Genomic DNA, 19261 nt, shown 5'->3' with positions numbered 1-19261 from the left:
TTTGAACCGCCCCTGTCAAGTAGACAGGTGAAATAATTAAAAATGTTTTTGATGAAGTTGTCAAAGAGGCAACTTCATTTTTCTTTATGCAGCTAATGTTGTATTACTTGTATAATGTTCTCGTTTATATTTTATGATTCTTTTATTTTCTGGTAAATCACCATTATAAGAAATGACAATGGCTACTGTTTTTTTATTTACAGTAATTAAAGACTGTTTTTGCATAAATGGTGAATTAATTTGAATAGAGCGATTAATCGTCAACATTCGATATTGAAATAAAAGTCCTGATAAATATGAAGTTTCAGCTGCGAAAACATCAATTTCTGGTGCATTATATAATTCCTCAACAACTTTATTAAAAACATCTTCTTCAATTAGATCTTTAGTGGCTTCGATGGCATCTTTACATAATTCGCCTATTTTATAAATCATCTCATGATCTGAATCATTATTTTTAAATGGATAGTTAAAATCGATTTCGCTATTATAGTCCGACATAATATCTTTCATAAAATTTATTCGAAAACTATTATAATCTTTTTCACCAAGTTTTTTACAAAAACGACTAATTGTTGCTGTTGACGTGTATGTTGCTTCAGCTAAATCCACTAGTTTCATATCAAATACTTTTTCTTTATTATTAATGATATAATCAGCAATTCCTTTTTCCAGTTCACTGAACCCTTTTTGATATATTAACTTAGATACAAGATTCATTTAATCTTCACCTCCTTTTTAGCATTTCTAGTTATTATATAATAAAAAATCACATTTTATTTAAAAAAAAATAGCTATAATCATGAAATGTGCGTCAACAGATATTTCAAGGAATCAATAGCTATTTATCAAAGCCTTTAAAGCTTATACCATAAGTATAGTAAAAAACTATCATTAAAAAAATAATTTCAAGAATTTAAGAATAATATTTACAAAACTTTTAAGCTAAAAGCAATTTTTTTGAAATTTATTTACAAAAAAAGATGACAGCTATTTGTCATCTTCAAATTCTTGATAATCAACATCAATAATATCTTCACTACCACGACGATATTGTTCTTGACTATAATAAGCCTTTTGTTTCTCTTCAGCTTCTTTTTGATATTGCTGATGCATTTCATTAATTTTTTTAGCGTAACTGTATCGCTTAATAGCCGACCAGATTAATAATGCAGCAATAATGATCCAAGTAATTGGACTAGTCAACACATTTAAAATCAAACTTAAGATTACTATCACTACTAAAATGATCAAGATAGCATAATATATTGGCAATCAAATCAACTCCTTATATTTATTTCATACAAACTTACTGCTTAAAATCAAATAGTTCTTTTATTTCAACGGCAAAGCCAGACGCAATTTTTTCAATCGACTTTAACGAAATATTTCGAGTACCTCGCTCAACATCAGAAATATAATTTTTCGATAAACCACATCGAAACGCTAATTCTTCTTGCGAGATTCCTTGTTTCAATCTTAATTCTTTCATTCGATACCCAAATCTCACTTCAATTTTTTCCATCTAATCACTCTCCATCTGGATTAGTTTTTTAGCTTCTTCACTAATTTTTTTAAATCGATGATGTAACCCGGACTTACTGATGGTCTCGCCGGTTTTTTCTAAGTAAGCCTCTGTCAATTCATTTAATGAATACTCGGGATTTTCTTTTCGTACCAAGGCAACATTTCGCGTTTTTTCATCAAGCATATCTAAGCCAATGAACATCTCGATTATCTCAATATCTTGTAATTGTCGATTAGCTGTAGCCAATGTTTTAACTTCATTAGCAATGTCACAATTATTCCAGCGGTTAACCGTATTCGACATATTTCGATCAATTCGAGTGCTTTCAAAATTCATTACTGACTGACTGGCACCAATTGCTCTAAGAAAATCCCCGATTTTTTCCGATGATTTTAAATAAACAACATACTTATTTCTTCTTTTGATAACTTTAGCATTTAAATCAAACGAATTAATTAAACTGGCAATAAAATTGGCATATTCTTCTTCGTTAAAACTCATCTCCAGATGATAATTGGAAGTTTCCGGATTATTTACACTACCACATGATAAAAATGCGCCAGCAATGTATGCCCGTTTGCAACACTCTTTAGCAATGATTCGAGGATCTGGTAATGGTGTAAAGCCCAATCCCTGTAATAAAGATAAATCATCTAGAATTTCTCTAGCCTTAGTAACTTTTAAAATATAAACATTATTCTTTTTTAACCGCATCTTTCGAGAAACTAAAAATTCAATTTGCGGATCATATTCATCTTTCAACATATGATGGATCTTCGAAGCTATCTTGGCATTTTCAGTTCTAATCGTCAATAATAGTCCATTATTAGATAATGATAAGACACCATTTATTTTAATTACAGCACAAAGCATGGCCTTTTGACAACACGAATCAAAATCATTAAATACGACTTCTTCTTTGACAACTCGGGAAAACGATATTTTATCCACTAATGATCAGCATCGCGATGTAAACGATGCACCTGATAATATTTACTATAATGATCAGCAAAATAATTAGTCAAAGAAACAGATCGATGTTGTCCGCCAGTACAACCAATACCAATAATTAAGTGCATTTTTCCTTCTTTTTCATATTCTTTTAATAAGTAATCTAGTAAATCAAGCATCTTTTTGATAAAGACTTGGGTTTCCTCTTTATCAATTACATAATCATAAACAGCTTTATCATTACCGGTTAAATTTCTTAATTCATCAACGTAAAATGGATTAGGTAAAAAACGAACATCAAACAATAAATCAGCATCTTTAGGAACTCCATGTTTATATCCAAAAGACACAAATGTTATTCTAAACGGATCAACTTTTCCTTTACTAAAATAATCTTCTAATAAATCTTGAAAACGCGATCCTTTTAATTTTGTCGTATCAATGACCAGATTAGCAAGTCTGGAAATGGGCTCAGCCAAACGACGTTCAAATTCAATAGCTTCAATTAAAGAAGACGCTTTATTAGAAATTAATAGTGGGTGTGAACGTCTCGTTTCTTTATATCTTTTAACTAACACTTCATCATCACAATCAAGAAATACGACTGTTAAATGAATCCAATCTATATTAGATAATAAACGAATTGCTTTTAATGCATCATCCAGGCTTACAGCCATGGCTACTCTTTGATATTTAGAGTCTTCTTGAACCAGTTCTGCAAATTCAGTTAATAAAGATACTGGGTAATTATCAATACAACGATAAGCTAAGTTTTCAAAACAGGCCATAGCACTGGTTTTTCCAGCCCCTGACATCCCAGTAACAATTACAATTTCCACTTGATCCATAATATCACTTCACTTTCTAACCTTATTTTATCAAAAATACATCTATAAGTGTACTTGATTTTGGCTTTTTTCACAACTAATTTACTTTATTAGGATTCTAAACTTATGACATAAACCGATTCTTCAATTTTTCCATCATACTTTTAGAAATACCAAATTTTTCACATAGAATATCTTCAATTTCTTCTGGTGATTTACCAGCCAATTCATTTTCATCAATTCCCATTTGGTTCATAATAGCTTTAACATTATCATACATACTTGTATCACCATGGCGATATTTATCCATCATATCATCATAATATTTTTTAGCATTATCGATTTTTTGTTCTTCCTGTAAATCTTCTTGATCAAATTCTTTTTGCACCATTAATAATTGATCAATTTCATCACTATCCAAACCTAATTCATCAAAAAATGATAACGCTTGATGACATAATTGCTCTAATTCATATTGATAATTTTCGTCATCTAATTGTTCGATCATCGCTAAATTTTGATAAAATTCTTGAATTTGCGATTGATCAGCTGGTGATAATTGAATATCTTCATATTCATCATTTTCTAGATCACTTAATACTATTGGAACATAATAAGCCACTTTTTCATGGTTAGACATGATCATATCAATATCCAATTCAGTTACTTTTGATAAAAAAGTAACTAAAACTTCTGGGTCAATCGTTATATTTGAAAAACTATATGTTTTAGGCTCAGTTTTTATAATTCCTTTAACTGACGGATCATTACGATGCTTTTCAATTCCTAGATAAACTATTTCATCATATTTGAAAAAGCCCTGTTGTCCAAATTTAAAATATATTCCATCAGGATAAATCAACATACCCCGACTTCCATCTTGTTTAATGCTGGCATCAATATAAGCTAATATATCAAAACTATTAGTATCTCCAAAGGTATAAACAGCATTACTAATTTGAGCAGGTAAATTATCATATAAATATAATTTGCCAGCTAATGTCAATTGATCCTTTATTGCACTCACTAACTCCTTTATTTCCATCACCAATTCCTCCTTATAATCAAATTATTAGTATTTTACTAAAACCCTATTATAAATTCAATTATTATTTAATTTCATGCCCATTTTAACAATACTATATATCTTTTATATGAATTATCTTATTGAATAAACGGCATTTAAAAAGTAAAGCCTCTTAGCTTTACTTTTAATGACTAATATTTTGACCTACTTGTTGACCAACAATTGCCCCATCATTTGTTGCCGTAACTACTTGTCGTAAAGTCTTTTTACGAACATCGCCAGCAGCATAAATACCTTTGATTTTAGTTTCCATTGAATCATCAGTAATAATATATCCATTTTCATCTGTAATGCCTAAATCTTTAACAAAATCAGTTACGGGATCTAAACCTACATATGGGAAAACTCCCTTAACATCAAGTTCACTAATTTCACCAGTAACACTATCTTCTAATCCAATTTTAGCTACTTTATTATCTTCAGCTACTAAATGATGCGGTTTTTTCAAGAAATGAATTTCGATTTTATCATTAGCCTTAACATGATCTTGAATGATCTTATCAGCTCTAAAGACATCTCGACGAACAATTAAATGAACTTTTGAAGCAAATTTTGTCAGATAGATGGCTTCTTCCAATGCTGAATTACCACCGCCAATAACAGCTACTTCTTCATCTTTAAAAAATGGTCCATCGCATACTGCACAATATGAAACACCATGTCCTGTCAATTCATCTTCTAATGGAATTTGCATTTTTCTTTCCTTAGTTCCAGTAGCAACTAGAACATTTCTTGCCTGATAACTTTTATCAGTCGTTAAAACTTCTTTATAGTCACCATGATCAATAACTTTAGTTACTTGACCAAACTCCTGCTTCCCACCAAAAGATAATGCTTGTTCATACATTTCATATGCTAATTCAGGACCAGGTTTTTTCTTTTGGCCAGGATAGTTTTCAATTTCTGCAGTAACATTTAGTTTACCACCAGGAGCTCCAGCATCTAACATCAAAACTTCAGCTCCAGCTCTTGAAGCATAAAGACAGGCACTCATCCCAGCTGGCCCAGCTCCAATAATAATTAAATCTAGCATTTTCTCACTCCTAATCTCTAGATGATTTATTACAATTATTTACACTTTCTAGTATATCATACCTAAAACAATTGAATAAGTATAATGCTTTATTATTTACTCATTTAGGTTTATACTTTAATTTGAGGTGAAGTTTATGAAAGTTGCAATAGTTTATGATAGTAATACTGGAAATACTGAAAAAATTGCTCAAAGCATAAAAGAGGTATTAAATAAAGATGATCTTATTTATTATGGAAAAGTAATTGATAATCTTGATGCCGATTTATATTTTATTGGAACCTGGGTTGATAAAGGAAACTGCAGCACTAAAATTCAAAATTTTTTAAGCCAGTTAGAAAACAAAAAAATCAGTTTCTTTGCAACAGCAGGATTTGGAGCCAGTCAAGAATATTTTGATAATCTAGCCAAACGTTTTGATACTTTTGTTGCCCCAAGCAATCAAATTTTAGGACACTTTTTCTGTCAGGGAAAAATGCCAATGGCTGTTAAAGATCGTTATATAAAAATGATTCAAGAACATCCTGATGATAAACGATTACAAGTTAGCCTGGAAAATTTTGATGCGGCCTTGTCACATCCTGATCAAAATGATATCAAAAACGTCCAAGACTACGCTTTAAAACAATTAGAATTATTTAGAGCTTGTTAGTTGCAAGAATTTTCTTATCTTTTTATCACTATTTTTAATTAAAATGAGAAAAAAATTCTTTTTATAAACCTAAAATTGTCTTTGATCTAGCTATATTTATAATAATAACCAAGGATTCAAAGAAAAGAGGTAAGAAAATGGCAAAACAAAAGATAATTTTTATTGATGTTGATGGAACATTACTTGATTATGAAAACAATTTACCCCAGTCAGCTACTAAAGCCATTAGACAGGCTCGTAAAAATGGACATCGTGTCTACATTTGTACTGGCAGAAGTAAAGCCGAAGTATATCCATACATCTGGGATATTGGATTAGATGGTATGATTGGTGGTAATGGCAGTTATGTTGAAGATAATGATAAGGTCATCATGCATCAATTAATTACTTTAGAACAATGTAAACATATTGTTCATTGGCTGCATAGTCGTAAATTAGAGTTTTACTTGGAAAGTAACAATGGTTTATTCGCAAGTGAAAATTTTGAAGAACGAGCTACTCCAGTCATCAAAGAATATTGTAAACGTAAAGGTAAAGAAAATAGTGATTCAATGACAGTTAAAGATGTTTTTCCTGAGATGATCTATGGCGGTGAACTATACCGAGATGACTTAAACAAAGTAAGCTTTGTTTTAGATAGTTATCAAGATCATTTAGATTCAATTAAAGAATTTCCTGATTTAAAAGCAGGAACCTGGGGTGGTAAAGGAGAAATTGCTTTATTTGGTGATTTAGGAGTTAAAGACATTACTAAAGCCCATGTTACTAGAATATTTACATGCTGATATTAATGATACTTTTGCTTTTGGGGATGCTAAAATAGATATTCCTATGCTAGAGTATTGTCATGTCGGTATTGCTATGGGTAGTGGCGGTGAAGAAATCAAAGCAATGGCTGATTATGTTACTGATGATGTTGATAAAGACGGTTTATATAAAGCTTTTGTTCATTTTGGTTTAATTGAGGAGTAATTAAAAACGGATGGTCGTAGATCATCCGTTTTAATCTAATATTGTTTTCAGTGTTGTCAAATCTAAATTTTCAAACTTAATTACTGATTGGGGTGTTGTTTGATGTTCACCAATAATTTTTTCCATCCATACCATATTATACCAGCGATTGAATTTAAAACCACATTGATGGAATTCACCAACTCTTTGGTAACCCATATGTTGATGAAAATTAACACTGTTGTTAGTTAAGTATTCATCTTCAACTTCAGGATACGCGATACAAGCATATAGATTAGTAATATTTTGAAGTTGACAAATTTTTTCCAATGCCTGATAAAGCTTCTTGCCAATTCCTAATTTCTGCATATCTTTTTTAATATAGATAGAAACTTCAACTGCCCAATCATATGCTGCCCGGTTTTTAAAAACATTAGCGTAAGCATAGCCAACTATTTCATCATCTTTAATTGCTTTTAAATACGGATATTTGACCAAGATATCTTGTACTCGTTGGCGAAATTGTTGCACACTAGGTACTTCGTATTCAAAAGTAATTGCAGTATTTAAAATATATGGTGTATAAATTTCTAGCAGTTTTTCACTATCTGTAACATCGACTTTACTAATTTTTATTTTTTCCATGATAATTTTCCTTTAATCTAATTTTTTATATTATCTATCGTATTAAAAATAATTGCAACTATTGTTTAAAAAGTGCTTAAAATTATTTTTTAAGCACTTTCTTTAGCACATAACATCATTAATCCCGCTAAAATATACTCTTGAAGATTTTCAACTTTGTAAATTTCAATTTTAAAACCAGCAACTTCTTGATTAAACCTGGCTTCTACTTTTTCTTTTAAATAAGCAACATCTGCAACTAAATCACTATAAATAACAAAAACCCTTGGGGCAATAATACTAGAAATAGCAATAATCATCTTATAGACCAATTCATTTATCCCTTCTGGTGTCTTATTTAATTTATTGCGATCATCAGACAATGCCAGTGGTAAAAACTTAACTTCACCTGCTAAATGAAAATTTCCCTGAATCAACTCACCATTAATAACTGTCCCTAGACCAGCATCAATCCCAATTGGCTGAAATAAAAAACAAAAAGAATTAATTTTATCTTGCACCCCATAATAACCAATTGCAGCTGCATTAATATCATTAGCAATAATAAAATCTTTATGATATCGATCTAGAAGATCTTGTTTAATATCCCGATTATTAGCATTTTTGACAAAAGAGCTGGCAACATGACCATCATTAATAATTCCCGGCATTGAAATAGCCACTTTCTTAATAGCTGGATATTGAACTAAAACAATATCTAAAACATCATAAATATCTTCAATGGCAATTGTTTGTTTAATAATTTCATTTTCATGAATAATTTGCTTGTTATTATCATAGATACGATAATCAATATAAACTTTTGAACTATTTTGATAAATAGAAATACATAGTATCATCGTATCAAGTTTTATGTTACGTTTGATTAATAATCGACTATGATCAAAATTAAGATTTAAATTATCATTACTATTATTACTAATAAATCTTAAAATTTTTAACACATCATATTTAGCAAATACTTTTGGAGGAATATTTAAAACTTTTTGTTTTTTTAATACCTTTTGAATATTAGCACATAAATATGAAATCTGTGGTGCTAATAAAATATAATCATAATCGACTCCTTTTTCATAAACATCTAGATATCTTGTCGCATTAGCTTCAATATCTAAATCTAAATATTTAGCCGTTTCATTGATTTTTTGGGCAAAAAAGCCTGTTGTTAGCCCTCCAGAACAACATAGTAATATTTTTGTCGCTGGAGTATTAGAAACCTTGGCAATAGTTTCCACCATTTCCTCAAATAACATCTTAGCGTGATTAAGATTTTTCATTTGAAAATGTAAATAAAATTCTGGTTGTTGTTTTACTTTATTAATAACTGTTAATTCAATAATATTAAATTTATTAAAAGTAATTATTCCCTGACTATTATCAGTTTCTAAAATAATTTCATTTTCTTTTCCTTTAAAGCACCGATAAAAACTATTAGTTTGATTTAAAACCCAATAATAAAATACTAGTGTGTGAATATCTTTTAAAAATTCATCCATCATCTATCCCATCTTCTTTCTTTGATTAATATTATAATCATCATTTTTTAAATAACAGCTAAATCAAAGAATTTGATAAAAAGATATTAGTTTTTATCTTTATTCTTTCAAAATTTTGAAAAAATATTCCAAAAAAAGACTGTCTATTAAACAGTCTTCATCGTATTAACTTACAACTTAGCCTTAATAACAGGTTTACCGTATTTTTTACAATAGATAAACCCAACAACTCCAATTATCACAAAGACAATAGATACGAGTTGAGCAGTTCTAAGCCCCAAAACATATAAACTATCAGTTCTTAATCCTTCAATAAAGAATCTAATTATTCCATACCAGATAAAATAACTAAAGAACTGTTCTCCTTGTTTTGTTTGAATCTTTCTAATGACAAAATATATCAACAAAAAGCCAATTACATTAGCAATCGATTCATATAAAAATGTTGGATGATAATAAGCTCCATGAATATGCATTCCATTGATAATAAAATCTGGTAAATGCAAGGATTTCAAAAAATCTAAAGTTACCTGGCTTCCATAAGCTTCCTGGTTGAAAAAATTACCCCAACGACCAAATGCTTGAGCAATCAATACTCCAGGCATGATGGAATCACCAGCCACCATAAATCCAATATGATGTTTTTTAAAATACCAGAGGCTAAAAGCAATTCCGGCTATCAAGCCACCTTGAATGGCCAATCCTCCATGACGAAACATAATTATTTCTAATGAATTATTAGCATATATTTCATCCCACATAAAAATTACATACCATAATCTTGCTCCAATGACCCCAGTAAACAAGACCCCAAAGAAATAATCTGATAATACTTCAGGATCATAACCAATCTTTTTAAAATTATGACGACCAATTAGATAAGCAATAAAAGCTCCTAAAATAATACAAATTGCATACCAGGCAATTGAAAGTGAGCCTATTTGAATAAATGTACGGCTATCAGGAAAAAAAGTCATTGTCTACCCCTTATTTTTATCAATATTTTTCAAAATTCGATCAACGAATTCTTTACTAGAATCAACACCATATTCTCTTAATCGCATATTCATAACAGCGGCCTCAATGATTACTGACATGCTACGACCACTAGATACTGGAACAACAACTTTTGGAATTTTAACTCCTAAAATTTCTTCAGTTGCTTCGTTTTCTTCTACTCCAACTCTAGTGTATTCACGTGAGGGAACCCAACGATCTAATTGAATTACTAAATTGACTTCGTCTTTATCTAAAATCGAACTAATTCCAAACATCTTAGAAACATCGATTACACCAATACCACGAATTTCTAAGAGATTACTTAATACTTCTGGTGCTTTTCCGACAATACTTTGCCCTAAATGATACAATTCAACCGCATCATCAGCTACTAATAAATGCCCACGTTTAATCAATTCCAGAGCAATTTCTGACTTTCCAATTCCACTGTCACCTTTAATAATTACCCCTTTTCCATAAATATTCAAAAATACTCCATGAATCAAAGTTTCTGGTGCCAGTTTTTCATCAAGAATATTAGTTAGCTCGATAGAAACACGACCTGTAGCTGACTCAGTTACAAAAATAGGGAAATTCTTTTTACGAGCAATTTCAATTAAGATAGCAGGGCATTCATTTCCTTTAGCAACAATTATACATGGAACTTCATCATTAATTAAAAATGGAAATATTTCCCTTTGGCGTTCTTCAGACATTTCATTAATAAATGCTGATTCTTTATCACCAAAAATGATAATTCTTCTAAAATCACTATGTTTGAAAAAACCAGCTAATTCAAAACCAGGCCGATTAATTTCAGCGACAAAAATTGGACGTTCTAACGATTTTTCATCACCAGTCACTTGCACATAATGATCACTATTTAATAATTCACCTACTGTAATTGACTTTGGCATAATTTTTCCTCCCTATAACATTTTCTTCAAAAACATTCCAGTATAACTTTTATCACATTTAGCAACTTTTTCTGGAGTACCAGCTACGACAACTGTACCACCACCGTCGCCACCTTCAGGTCCTAAATCAATAATATAATCAGCTACTTTAATAACATCAAGATTATGTTCAATAACAATTACTGTATCACCTTGATCAACAATTCGCTGTAATACTTCTATTAATTTAGCAACATCATTACTATGTAAACCAGTAGTTGGTTCATCTAAAATATATACAGTCTTACCTGTTGCTTTTTTCTGCAATTCACTAGCCAACTTAACTCTTTGGGCTTCACCACCAGATAAAGTTGTTGCACTTTGACCTAGTTTTATATAACCTAATCCAACATCTTCTAAAGTCTGCATTTTAGATTTGATTTTTGGTAAATTTCCAAAGAAATCGACAGCATCCTCAACGGTCATTTCTAAAACATCGTAAATGTTTTTATCTTTGTATGTCACTTGTAAAGTTTCTTCATTATAACGTTTACCACCACATTGTTCACATGGAACGTAAACATCTGGCAAAAAGTGCATTGAAATTCGTTTTAGGCCATCACCTTGACAAGCTTCACAACGACCACCTTTAACATTGAAACTAAAACGTCCTTTATCATATCCACGCATTTTAGCTTCATTTGTTTGTGCAAATAATCCTCGAATATCATCAAAGACCCCAGTATAAGTTGCTGGATTTGATCTTGGCGTCCGCCCAATTGGATCTTGGCTAACTTCAATTACTTTATCAATATTTTCTAACCCTAGTATTTCTTTATGTTTTCCTGGCTTTTCTTTTGAATGATAAATTTTAGCCATCATAGCCTTACCCATTATCTCATTAACCAAAGTACTTTTACCACTACCAGAAACTCCAGTAACTACTGTTAAAGTACCTAATGGGAATTTAACATTAATATTTTTAAGATTATTCTCTCTAGCACCTTTTACCTGGATAAAGTTTCCATTTCCTTTTCTTCTTTGTTTAGGAACTGGAATTTTTAATCGTCCCGATAAATATTGACCAGTGATAGATTCTTTACAATTCATTACTTCTTCAGGGGTACCAGCGACAATTACTTGTCCTCCATGAACTCCAGCACCCGGACCAATATCAACGATAAAATCACTAGCCCGCATTGTATCTTCGTCATGTTCGACAACAATAACACTGTTTCCCAAATCTCGAATATTTTGCAAAGTTGCAATCAGTTTATCATTATCACGCTGATGCAAACCAATTGATGGTTCGTCTAAAACATATAAGACCCCGGTTAAGCGTGATCCTATTTGAGTCGCCAAACGAATTCTTTGCGCTTCACCACCAGATAAACCTCCAGCTTTTCTTGATAACGTTAAATATCCTAAACCGACATCATTTAAGAAAGTTAATCGATCTTTAATTTCTTTAATAACTAAGTTAACAACTTGCATTTCATAATCAGTTAATTTTAAATTATCAATAAATACTAGCGCCTTTTCAATTGACATATCAGTAAATTCACTAATATTTAAACCACCGACCCGAACACTTAAAACTTGTTCATTTAACCGACGTCCTTTACAAGTTGGACAAGTATGTTCAGTCATAAATGAAGCATACCAATCTTTAGACCATGATGAAGTAGTTTCTTCATAACGACGTTCAATTAATTTTTTTACCCCTTCAATTGGACGATTGGTTTTAGAAACATTACCGCTACTAGAAACAATTTCATAATTTATTGGCTTATCAGATCCTTCTAAGATTATTTTTAATTCTTTTTTAGAAAAATCTTTAAGTGGTTTGTCTAAATCAATATTGTAGTGATGACATAAAACTAAGAATCTTTGCCACTCAATTCGATCAGTTCCCACTGAAGTTTTGAAATAACGAATTCCACCTTGATTAATACTTAAATTCCAATCAGGAATTAATAAATCAACATCAACTTCATTTTTAATTCCTAATCCACGACAATCAGGACAGGCTCCAAGCGGATTGTTGAATGAAAACAATCTTGGCTCTAATTTAGGAACACTGAAACCACATTCAGGACAGGCCAGATGTTCTGAAAATAAAGCTTCACTGCCATCACTTAAATTAGCGACAATAACTTCACCACCAGTTAATTTTAAACCAACTTCCAATGAATCAATCAACCGGCTGCGATAACCTTCTTTTTTGACAATTCGGTCGATAACAACATCAATATTATGTTTTTTATTTTTATCCAAGACAATTTCTTCATCAAGCATTCTTACTTCACCATCAACTTGAACACGAAGATAACCATCTTTTAACAAATCTTCAAAAAGATCTTTAAATGTTCCTTTACGATTTTTAACTACACGAGCTAAAACTTGTAACTTAGATCCATCTGGATATTTGTCGATTGTATCCGCCATTTGTTTAATTGTTTGTGATTCAATGACAATTCCATGATTAGGACAATATGCCTTACCAATACGAGCATATAGTAATCTTAAATAGTCAAAAATCTCCGTTACCGTTCCAACGGTAGAACGGGGATTATTTGATGTCGTTTTTTGGTCAATTGCAATTGCTGGTGATAAACCTTCAATACTATCAACATCTGGTTTTTCCATATTTCCCAAAAATTGTCTGGCATAAGCACTTAATGATTCTACATAGCGTCGTTGTCCTTCGGCATAAATAGTATCGAATGCCAATGAAGTTTTACCTGAACCAGATAATCCTGTCATTATAACTAATTTATTTTTAGGAATTTCGATATCAATATTTTTTAAGTTATTTTCTCTAGCCCCTTTTATGACTAGTTTATCATGTTCCATATCTTATCAATCTACCTACCTTTTATCATCTTTATAATGGCCTTACGATCATGCCCTCTTAACTGTAAATCATAAGCCCAATCTAAAATTTCTTTATATTTACTAGATTCTTCTATCCCCAATTCTTTTAAATCTCGCCCGGTTACTAGCGGTTTTTGGGCTTCTTTACCAAGACGAGCCATTTTTTCTTTCATTACATAATCAAAACGATAAATATTTTCATGCTCATCTTTATATCTACCTAGTTTATCACATTTTGTCATTAAAATTAAGTCATCAACTGGAACAATTCCATTTATTCCTTTAAGAATTTTAAAATATCCATAATCACGGGCTCCATTTCTAACCATATTCATCAAATGCATATGATAATAAATCATTGTACGAATATATTTTTGGAGTTTTTTACTTGGAATATATTGTTTTACTTCCTGATCAAAGACCTGTACTCCAGTTTGATTATGACCAGGCGCCCGGCCTTCTGGAGTCGTTACTGCCGGTTTTCCGATATCATGCAATAAAGCACTCCATATAAAACCTAATGGATAACTAGTTTTATGAGCACATAGTGCCGCCAAATCCGTCACTAATAATGTATGAGTCCAGACATCACCTTCAGGATGAAAATCTAATCTTTGCATTGTCGATGAAAGAATATCTAAACATGGCCATAAAGCCTTAATTTCTTTTAAAAATTTTAATCCTTTAGATGGCTGGGTACTTGAAAGCAATTTATTATATTCTTGAAAAATCCGTTCTTTAGATAGATTTTCTAATAAGCCTTTGGCGACCATATCTCGACAAGTCTGTTTTGTTTGCGGTTCAATAACATAATCGAACCTGGCAGCAAACTGAGCCGCCCGTAAAACCCGTAATGGATCTTCATAAAAGCTATCAGGATTAACCATTCGAATTGTTCGTTTTTCAATATCGTCTAAACCATGATAAAAATCATATAACTTTTGCGTTTTGACTTCATACATTAAAGCATTGAAAGTAAAATCTCGTCTTAAAGCTGCAGTCTTTAAATCAAGTGATTGGTCAACATTAACTACAAAATCCTGATGACGATTACCATTTTTTACCTCAGTTCGTGGTAAAGCAAAATCATAATTTGGTAATACATCTAATTTTAGGATTCCAAATGCTTTACCTACAACATTTACATTACCATATTTACCCAATATCATTTCTAATTGATCAATATTTAAACCATAAATTTCTACATCAACATCATGATAATCTACATGTCCATAAATCTGCATATCGCGAACAATGCCACCAACTAGAAAGACTCGACCTCCTGATTGGTCAATATCAGCAAAGATTTGATTAACAACAGGCTCAAATTGATATTTATTTTTCACCTTGTAACTCCATAATAATATCTCTTAATTCCATTGCTCTTTCGAAATCTAGAACTTTTGCTGCATCTTTCATTTGTTTTTCCAATTCATGAATCATTGCCTGCTTGTCTTTCTTGCTGGCCCGACGTCCCTTTTTAACTAGACTAGCCGCATCATCGATAACTTCTTGACCATGGATTGCTTCCCTGATTTCTTTATGGATCGTAGTTGGAGTAATATGATGTTCTTGATTATATTGGTCTTGAATCTTACGACGACGATTAGTTTCTTCAATCGCATAATTCATTGATTCAGTTATTTTATCACCATACATGATAACTTTACCGTTGCTATTACGGGCTGCTCGTCCAATTGTTTGAATTAAAGAGCGTTCACTACGTAAGAAACCTTCTTTATCAGCATCTAAAATACAGACTAAACTAACTTCTGGTAAATCTAATCCTTCACGTAATAAGTTGATTCCAACTAAAACATCATATTTACCTAAACGTAAATCTCTTAATATCTCAGTCCGTTCTAATGTTTTGGTGTCACTATGCAAATAAGCAACTTTAATCCCTAATTCCTTTAAAAAGGCACTTAAATCTTCAGCCATTCGTTTCGTTAAAGTTGTAATCAATACACGCTCATTTTGTTCTTGACGCTGCTTAATTTCATTAATAATATCGTCGATTTGATCTTTTGTAGGACGAACTTCAATAATTGGATCTAACAGACCGGTTGGACGGATGATCTGTTCGACAACATGATGATGTACTTTTTCCAACTCATAATCTCCTGGCGTAGCTGAAACATAAATTGCCTGATTAATTAACTGTTCAAATTCATCAAATTGAAGTGGTCGGTTATCTAAAGCACTTGGCAGACGAAAACCATATTCGACTAGTGTTTCTTTTCGTGATCGATCTCCATTATACATACCTCGAATTTGCGGTAACATTACATGGCTTTCATCAACGATTAATAAGAAATCTTTAGGGAAATAATCAATTAAAGTATAGGGACGTTGTCCAGCTTTACGCCCATCGATGTGTCGAGAATAGTTTTCAATTCCCGGACACATTCCGACTTCTCGTAACATTTCAACATCATGGCGAGTTCGTTGTTCCAATCGTTCATACTCTAATAATTTATTTTCTTGTTTAAAAGTTTCTAAGCGTTCTTCTAATTCTTCTAAAATAGTATCACAGGCATGTAGAGTTTGTTCCTTAGTAGTTACATATCCATAGGCTGGATAGATAGTATATGTTTTATATACCCCTAAAACATGTCCGGTTAAGGGATCAACTTCACTAATTCTTTCAACAGTATCTCCAAAGAGTTCAATTCTAATTAAATAGCTTTCACTATGTCCGGGTACAATTTCAATTACATCACCACGAACTCTAAAGGTTCCTTTGGTTTGTTCAATATCATTACGCTGATATTGGCGATCTACTAAGTATGTTAATAATTCACGACGATCAATTTCCTGATCAACTCTTAGTGAAAAAATCATTTCTTTATATTGTTGGGGATTTCCCAATCCATAAATTGAAGCAACTGAAGCAACTACAATGACATCATCACGTTCAATTAAAGAGTTCATTGCGGCACTTCGAAGCATTTCAATTTCATAATTGGTTTTAGCATTTTTATCAATATATAAATCACGGCCAGGAATATAGGCTTCTGGTTGATAAAAATCGAAGTTTGAAATAAAATATTCAACACGATTTTCGGGAAAAAACTCTTTTAATTCTGAGTATAATTGACCTGCAAGGGTCTTATTATGAGCTAAGACTAATGTTGGTTTTTTCGCCGCAGCAATAACATTAGAAACTGTAAATGTTTTTCCAGTTCCCGTTCCACCCAATAAAACCTGTTCTTTTTTTCCCGCTTCTATTCCTTTAAGTAATTCATCAATAGCACTAATTTGATCTCCCATTGGTGAAAAAGGAGAAACAAGCTTAAAATCTGGCATAAAAACACCTCCTTATGACTAAATTATTATAGCAAGAAACCTGCAAACTTAAAAGAATTATGCCCATTATGCGTTCATTATATCCACTTTTATCCAAAAGAATCCTATTTAATAAAAGGGCTTTGATTCAAATTAATTATAACACTAAAAAAGAAGATTTTAGTTATCATAACTAATAATCTTCTTTCAATTATTTAATCAACTCTAACAACTTTTGATACTGATAATCATTAGTGTCACTATCCGCATAAATCAGTACCGTTGCTTCTAAGATTTGACGATCACTATCAGTATAAATACCATCAACCGTTAAGTTATTAGCCTGTTCAAATTGTTGTAAAGCTGTAACCGTCTGAGTTGAAAAATAACCATCATCCCGGTCACATTGATACCCTAAGGTATTTAACATTTTTTGCATTGAAGCAATTTGGGTAGAAACACTATCATAACTCCAATCATTATCCAGAGTCTTAGAAACAATACCACTTGTATCGACATTATTAACTGAATAATCAGGAGTCAATCCCTTCCCATCGATCCATGTCCCACTTGGTAATAACCAGCGAGCATATGTATATTTTAATACCGAACCATCACTTAGCTGTTTTTGAGTTTGCGCTGTTCCTTTACCATAAGTTTGATCTCCAACTAACTTATAATTAGCTTTTTCTTGTAAAGCGCCTGCCACTACTTCGGAAGCCGAAGCGGTATTTCCATTAACTAAAATATAACCATTGATAAAATTGAAAGTTTGACTATCATCAGCTTGATAACGCTCTACCTGTCCATTTTTATATTCCATTTGGAACATCAGTTCACCTTCATTAAAAAACAAACTTAAAACATCTTGAGCCGCCACTAAATAACCGCCACCATTATCTCGTAAATCAAGCACTAAAGTATCAATATGAGCATCCGTAAATTCTTCCAGCGCTTTTTCTAAATCATCAGCTGTTGTCGAACCAAATGTTGTAATCTGAACATAGCCATAATCTTTTCCATTATTATTTCGAATTTCATAATTAACCGCACTATCAATATTTTCTCTAGTAACTTCAATTTGTTGTGTCTGTCCTTGACGAATTATCGTTAAAGTTACCGCCGTATTAGCCTCACCGCGTACTAATGTTGAAATATCATCAGCACTCATGCCCGATACATCAGTTCCATCAACTCCAGTGATAATATCACCAACTTCTAAACCACTTTTTTGCGCTGGTGAATTCTGATAGATTTCAATTATCATAGTTCCTTGGCTAACTGTTCTTTGCACAACACCAATTCCCACATAATTTCCATCAACGCTTTGATTGAAAGCTTCCGATTCATCCTGAGAAAAATATTCAGTATGTTGATCACCTAATGAGGCTACCATGGCAGCAATCGAATTTCCCTGAATATCGACATCTTCACCGGTTGCATTATACCAATTATCATTTAATGTTTCATAAACTTCATCAATTAATGAAATTCCATCATTACTGCTAAAACTATCGGGTACCGTTTGATTGGTTATATAACCACAGACAAAACCAATTCCCAAGCAAACGATCATACAAATAATAAAGATCGTTTCTTTTATATGACTTCTTTTCTTTTTGGGTTTTGGAGTTTCTGGTATTTGATTATGATTTGGGCGAATAAAATCATCCATATAATCCATTAAGCTAAATTTGCTTAATACCCTCCTCTCTTAAATTTATCAAATCAAACAATATGATGATATTGTCTTATTTTTAAACAAAGCACTAATCCTCACATCTGTATATTTTAGCATAAACTCTAAAATATTTTTAGCAAAAAATGAAAAAGATTATAAAATATAACGGTAAGTTATCTTAAAATATAGATTGAACCAGTAATAAAAATAAAAAACAACAGATAATCATCATAATCTCTTGCTTCCTAAAATGTCTCAATCTTTATATTTACTTATTTTATTAATAATATAAATTTCTGCCAAGTTCTTCAAATACTCCATCTATCTTCTCTAAATTTCTTTCGTATACA

Annotated in this window: 16 protein-coding genes and 1 pseudogene; 2 read left to right on the top strand and 15 right to left on the bottom strand. The window is 31.5% G+C overall.

Annotated features, from left to right (window positions below; all coding sequences use genetic code 11):
• Positions 1 to 84: 84 nt before the first annotated feature.
• The 7 genes from Q0K54_RS00825 to trxB form a co-directional block, all read right to left on the bottom strand.
• Positions 85 to 720 (bottom strand): MurR/RpiR family transcriptional regulator, encoded by a 636-nt coding sequence (locus Q0K54_RS00825; protein ID WP_294577943.1) that lies wholly within the window; start codon positions 718 to 720, stop codon positions 85 to 87.
• A gap of 270 nt (positions 721 to 990) precedes the next feature.
• Positions 991 to 1275, bottom strand: coding sequence for a hypothetical protein (locus Q0K54_RS00820; protein WP_294577942.1), 285 nt, complete (start codon positions 1273 to 1275; stop codon positions 991 to 993).
• 34 nt (positions 1276 to 1309) lie between these two features.
• Positions 1310 to 1525, bottom strand: a complete 216-nt coding sequence (locus tag Q0K54_RS00815) for a helix-turn-helix domain-containing protein (RefSeq protein ID WP_294577941.1) — start codon at positions 1523 to 1525, stop codon at positions 1310 to 1312.
• On the bottom strand, positions 1526 to 2479 hold the full coding sequence (gene whiA, locus Q0K54_RS00810; RefSeq protein WP_294577940.1) for a DNA-binding protein WhiA: 954 nt from the start codon (positions 2477 to 2479) through the stop codon (positions 1526 to 1528). It lies immediately after the preceding gene.
• Positions 2479 to 3327, bottom strand: coding sequence for an RNase adapter RapZ (rapZ, locus tag Q0K54_RS00805; RefSeq protein ID WP_294577939.1), 849 nt, complete (start codon positions 3325 to 3327; stop codon positions 2479 to 2481). Before rapZ ends, whiA begins: the two co-directional genes overlap by 1 nt.
• A 103-nt stretch (positions 3328 to 3430) precedes the next feature.
• On the bottom strand, positions 3431 to 4351 hold the full coding sequence (locus Q0K54_RS00800) for a hypothetical protein (protein WP_294577938.1): 921 nt from the start codon (positions 4349 to 4351) through the stop codon (positions 3431 to 3433).
• 166 nt (positions 4352 to 4517) lie between these two features.
• Positions 4518 to 5426 carry a thioredoxin-disulfide reductase gene (gene trxB / locus Q0K54_RS00795; protein WP_294577937.1) on the bottom strand — a complete coding sequence of 303 codons (909 nt, stop codon included), beginning with the start codon at positions 5424 to 5426 and terminating at the stop codon, positions 4518 to 4520.
• A 136-nt stretch (positions 5427 to 5562) separates the two neighbouring features.
• Here trxB and bilS point away from each other — a divergent pair, with 136 nt between their 5' ends.
• Positions 5563 to 6078: a flavodoxin family protein BilS gene (gene bilS / locus Q0K54_RS00790; RefSeq protein WP_294577936.1), complete on the top strand. Its 516-nt coding sequence runs from the start codon at positions 5563 to 5565 to the stop codon at positions 6076 to 6078.
• 137 nt (positions 6079 to 6215) lie between these two features.
• Positions 6216 to 7050 (top strand): annotated as a pseudogene (locus tag Q0K54_RS00785) (HAD family hydrolase).
• A 30-nt stretch (positions 7051 to 7080) separates the two neighbouring features.
• Here the strand turns inward: Q0K54_RS00785 and Q0K54_RS00775 are convergent.
• The 8 genes from Q0K54_RS00775 to Q0K54_RS00740 all read right to left on the bottom strand — a co-directional run bounded on the left by Q0K54_RS00775 (position 7081) and on the right by Q0K54_RS00740 (position 18914).
• Positions 7081 to 7674, bottom strand: coding sequence for a GNAT family N-acetyltransferase (locus tag Q0K54_RS00775; RefSeq protein WP_294577933.1), 594 nt, complete (start codon positions 7672 to 7674; stop codon positions 7081 to 7083).
• Positions 7675 to 7763: 89 nt separating this feature from the next.
• A complete protein-coding gene (locus tag Q0K54_RS00770) occupies positions 7764 to 9170 on the bottom strand; it encodes an ROK family protein (RefSeq protein ID WP_294577932.1) in 1407 nt (468 codons plus the stop codon).
• A gap of 170 nt (positions 9171 to 9340) precedes the next feature.
• Positions 9341 to 10147, bottom strand: coding sequence for a prolipoprotein diacylglyceryl transferase (lgt, locus tag Q0K54_RS00765; protein WP_294577931.1), 807 nt, complete (start codon positions 10145 to 10147; stop codon positions 9341 to 9343).
• 3 nt (positions 10148 to 10150) lie between these two features.
• Entirely contained in the window at positions 10151 to 11086 is a 936-nt protein-coding gene (hprK, locus tag Q0K54_RS00760) for an HPr(Ser) kinase/phosphatase (RefSeq protein ID WP_294577930.1), read from the bottom strand.
• Between the two features lie 12 nt (positions 11087 to 11098).
• Positions 11099 to 13921 carry an excinuclease ABC subunit UvrA gene (uvrA, locus tag Q0K54_RS00755; RefSeq protein WP_294577929.1) on the bottom strand — a complete coding sequence of 941 codons (2823 nt, stop codon included), beginning with the start codon at positions 13919 to 13921 and terminating at the stop codon, positions 11099 to 11101.
• An 11-nt stretch (positions 13922 to 13932) separates the two neighbouring features.
• Positions 13933 to 15288, bottom strand: a complete 1356-nt coding sequence (locus Q0K54_RS00750; protein ID WP_294577928.1) for a CCA tRNA nucleotidyltransferase — start codon at positions 15286 to 15288, stop codon at positions 13933 to 13935.
• Complete coding sequence (gene uvrB, locus Q0K54_RS00745) at positions 15278 to 17251, bottom strand: excinuclease ABC subunit UvrB (RefSeq protein WP_294577927.1); 1974 nt, start codon at positions 17249 to 17251, stop codon at positions 15278 to 15280. Before uvrB ends, Q0K54_RS00750 begins: the two co-directional genes overlap by 11 nt.
• A 190-nt stretch (positions 17252 to 17441) precedes the next feature.
• The gene (locus Q0K54_RS00740) at positions 17442 to 18914 is read right to left on the bottom strand and encodes a S41 family peptidase (protein WP_294577926.1); all 1473 of its coding nucleotides are present in this window, start codon (positions 18912 to 18914) and stop codon (positions 17442 to 17444) included.
• Positions 18915 to 19261 lie beyond the last annotated feature (347 nt).

The organism is uncultured Thomasclavelia sp. (assembly GCF_944324745.1).
GTDB lineage: Bacteria > Bacillota_I > Bacilli_A > Erysipelotrichales > Coprobacillaceae > Thomasclavelia.
The sequence above is the reverse complement of the archived record's forward strand: the minus strand, read 5'-3'. Positions and strand labels throughout refer to the sequence as shown.

Bases quoted from the DNA above. Each gene is read 5' to 3' on its own strand.
- Q0K54_RS00825 (WP_294577943.1), bottom strand. From the start codon at position 720: ATGAATCTTGTATCTAAGTTAATATATCAAAAAGGGTTCAGTGAACTG.
- Q0K54_RS00815 (WP_294577941.1), bottom strand. From the start codon at position 1,525: ATGGAAAAAATTGAAGTGAGATTTGGGTATCGAATGAAAGAATTAAGA.
- rapZ (WP_294577939.1), bottom strand. From the start codon at position 3,327: ATGGATCAAGTGGAAATTGTAATTGTTACTGGGATGTCAGGGGCTGGA.
- Q0K54_RS00800 (WP_294577938.1), bottom strand. From the start codon at position 4,351: ATGGAAATAAAGGAGTTAGTGAGTGCAATAAAGGATCAATTGACATTA.
- trxB (WP_294577937.1), bottom strand. From the start codon at position 5,426: ATGCTAGATTTAATTATTATTGGAGCTGGGCCAGCTGGGATGAGTGCC.
- bilS (WP_294577936.1), top strand. From the start codon at position 5,563: ATGAAAGTTGCAATAGTTTATGATAGTAATACTGGAAATACTGAAAAA.
- Q0K54_RS00775 (WP_294577933.1), bottom strand. From the start codon at position 7,674: ATGGAAAAAATAAAAATTAGTAAAGTCGATGTTACAGATAGTGAAAAA.
- Q0K54_RS00770 (WP_294577932.1), bottom strand. From the start codon at position 9,170: ATGGATGAATTTTTAAAAGATATTCACACACTAGTATTTTATTATTGG.
- lgt (WP_294577931.1), bottom strand. From the start codon at position 10,147: ATGACTTTTTTTCCTGATAGCCGTACATTTATTCAAATAGGCTCACTT.
- hprK (WP_294577930.1), bottom strand. From the start codon at position 11,086: ATGCCAAAGTCAATTACAGTAGGTGAATTATTAAATAGTGATCATTAT.
- uvrA (WP_294577929.1), bottom strand. From the start codon at position 13,921: ATGGAACATGATAAACTAGTCATAAAAGGGGCTAGAGAAAATAACTTA.
- uvrB (WP_294577927.1), bottom strand. From the start codon at position 17,251: ATGCCAGATTTTAAGCTTGTTTCTCCTTTTTCACCAATGGGAGATCAA.
- Q0K54_RS00740 (WP_294577926.1), bottom strand. From the start codon at position 18,914: ATGGATTATATGGATGATTTTATTCGCCCAAATCATAATCAAATACCA.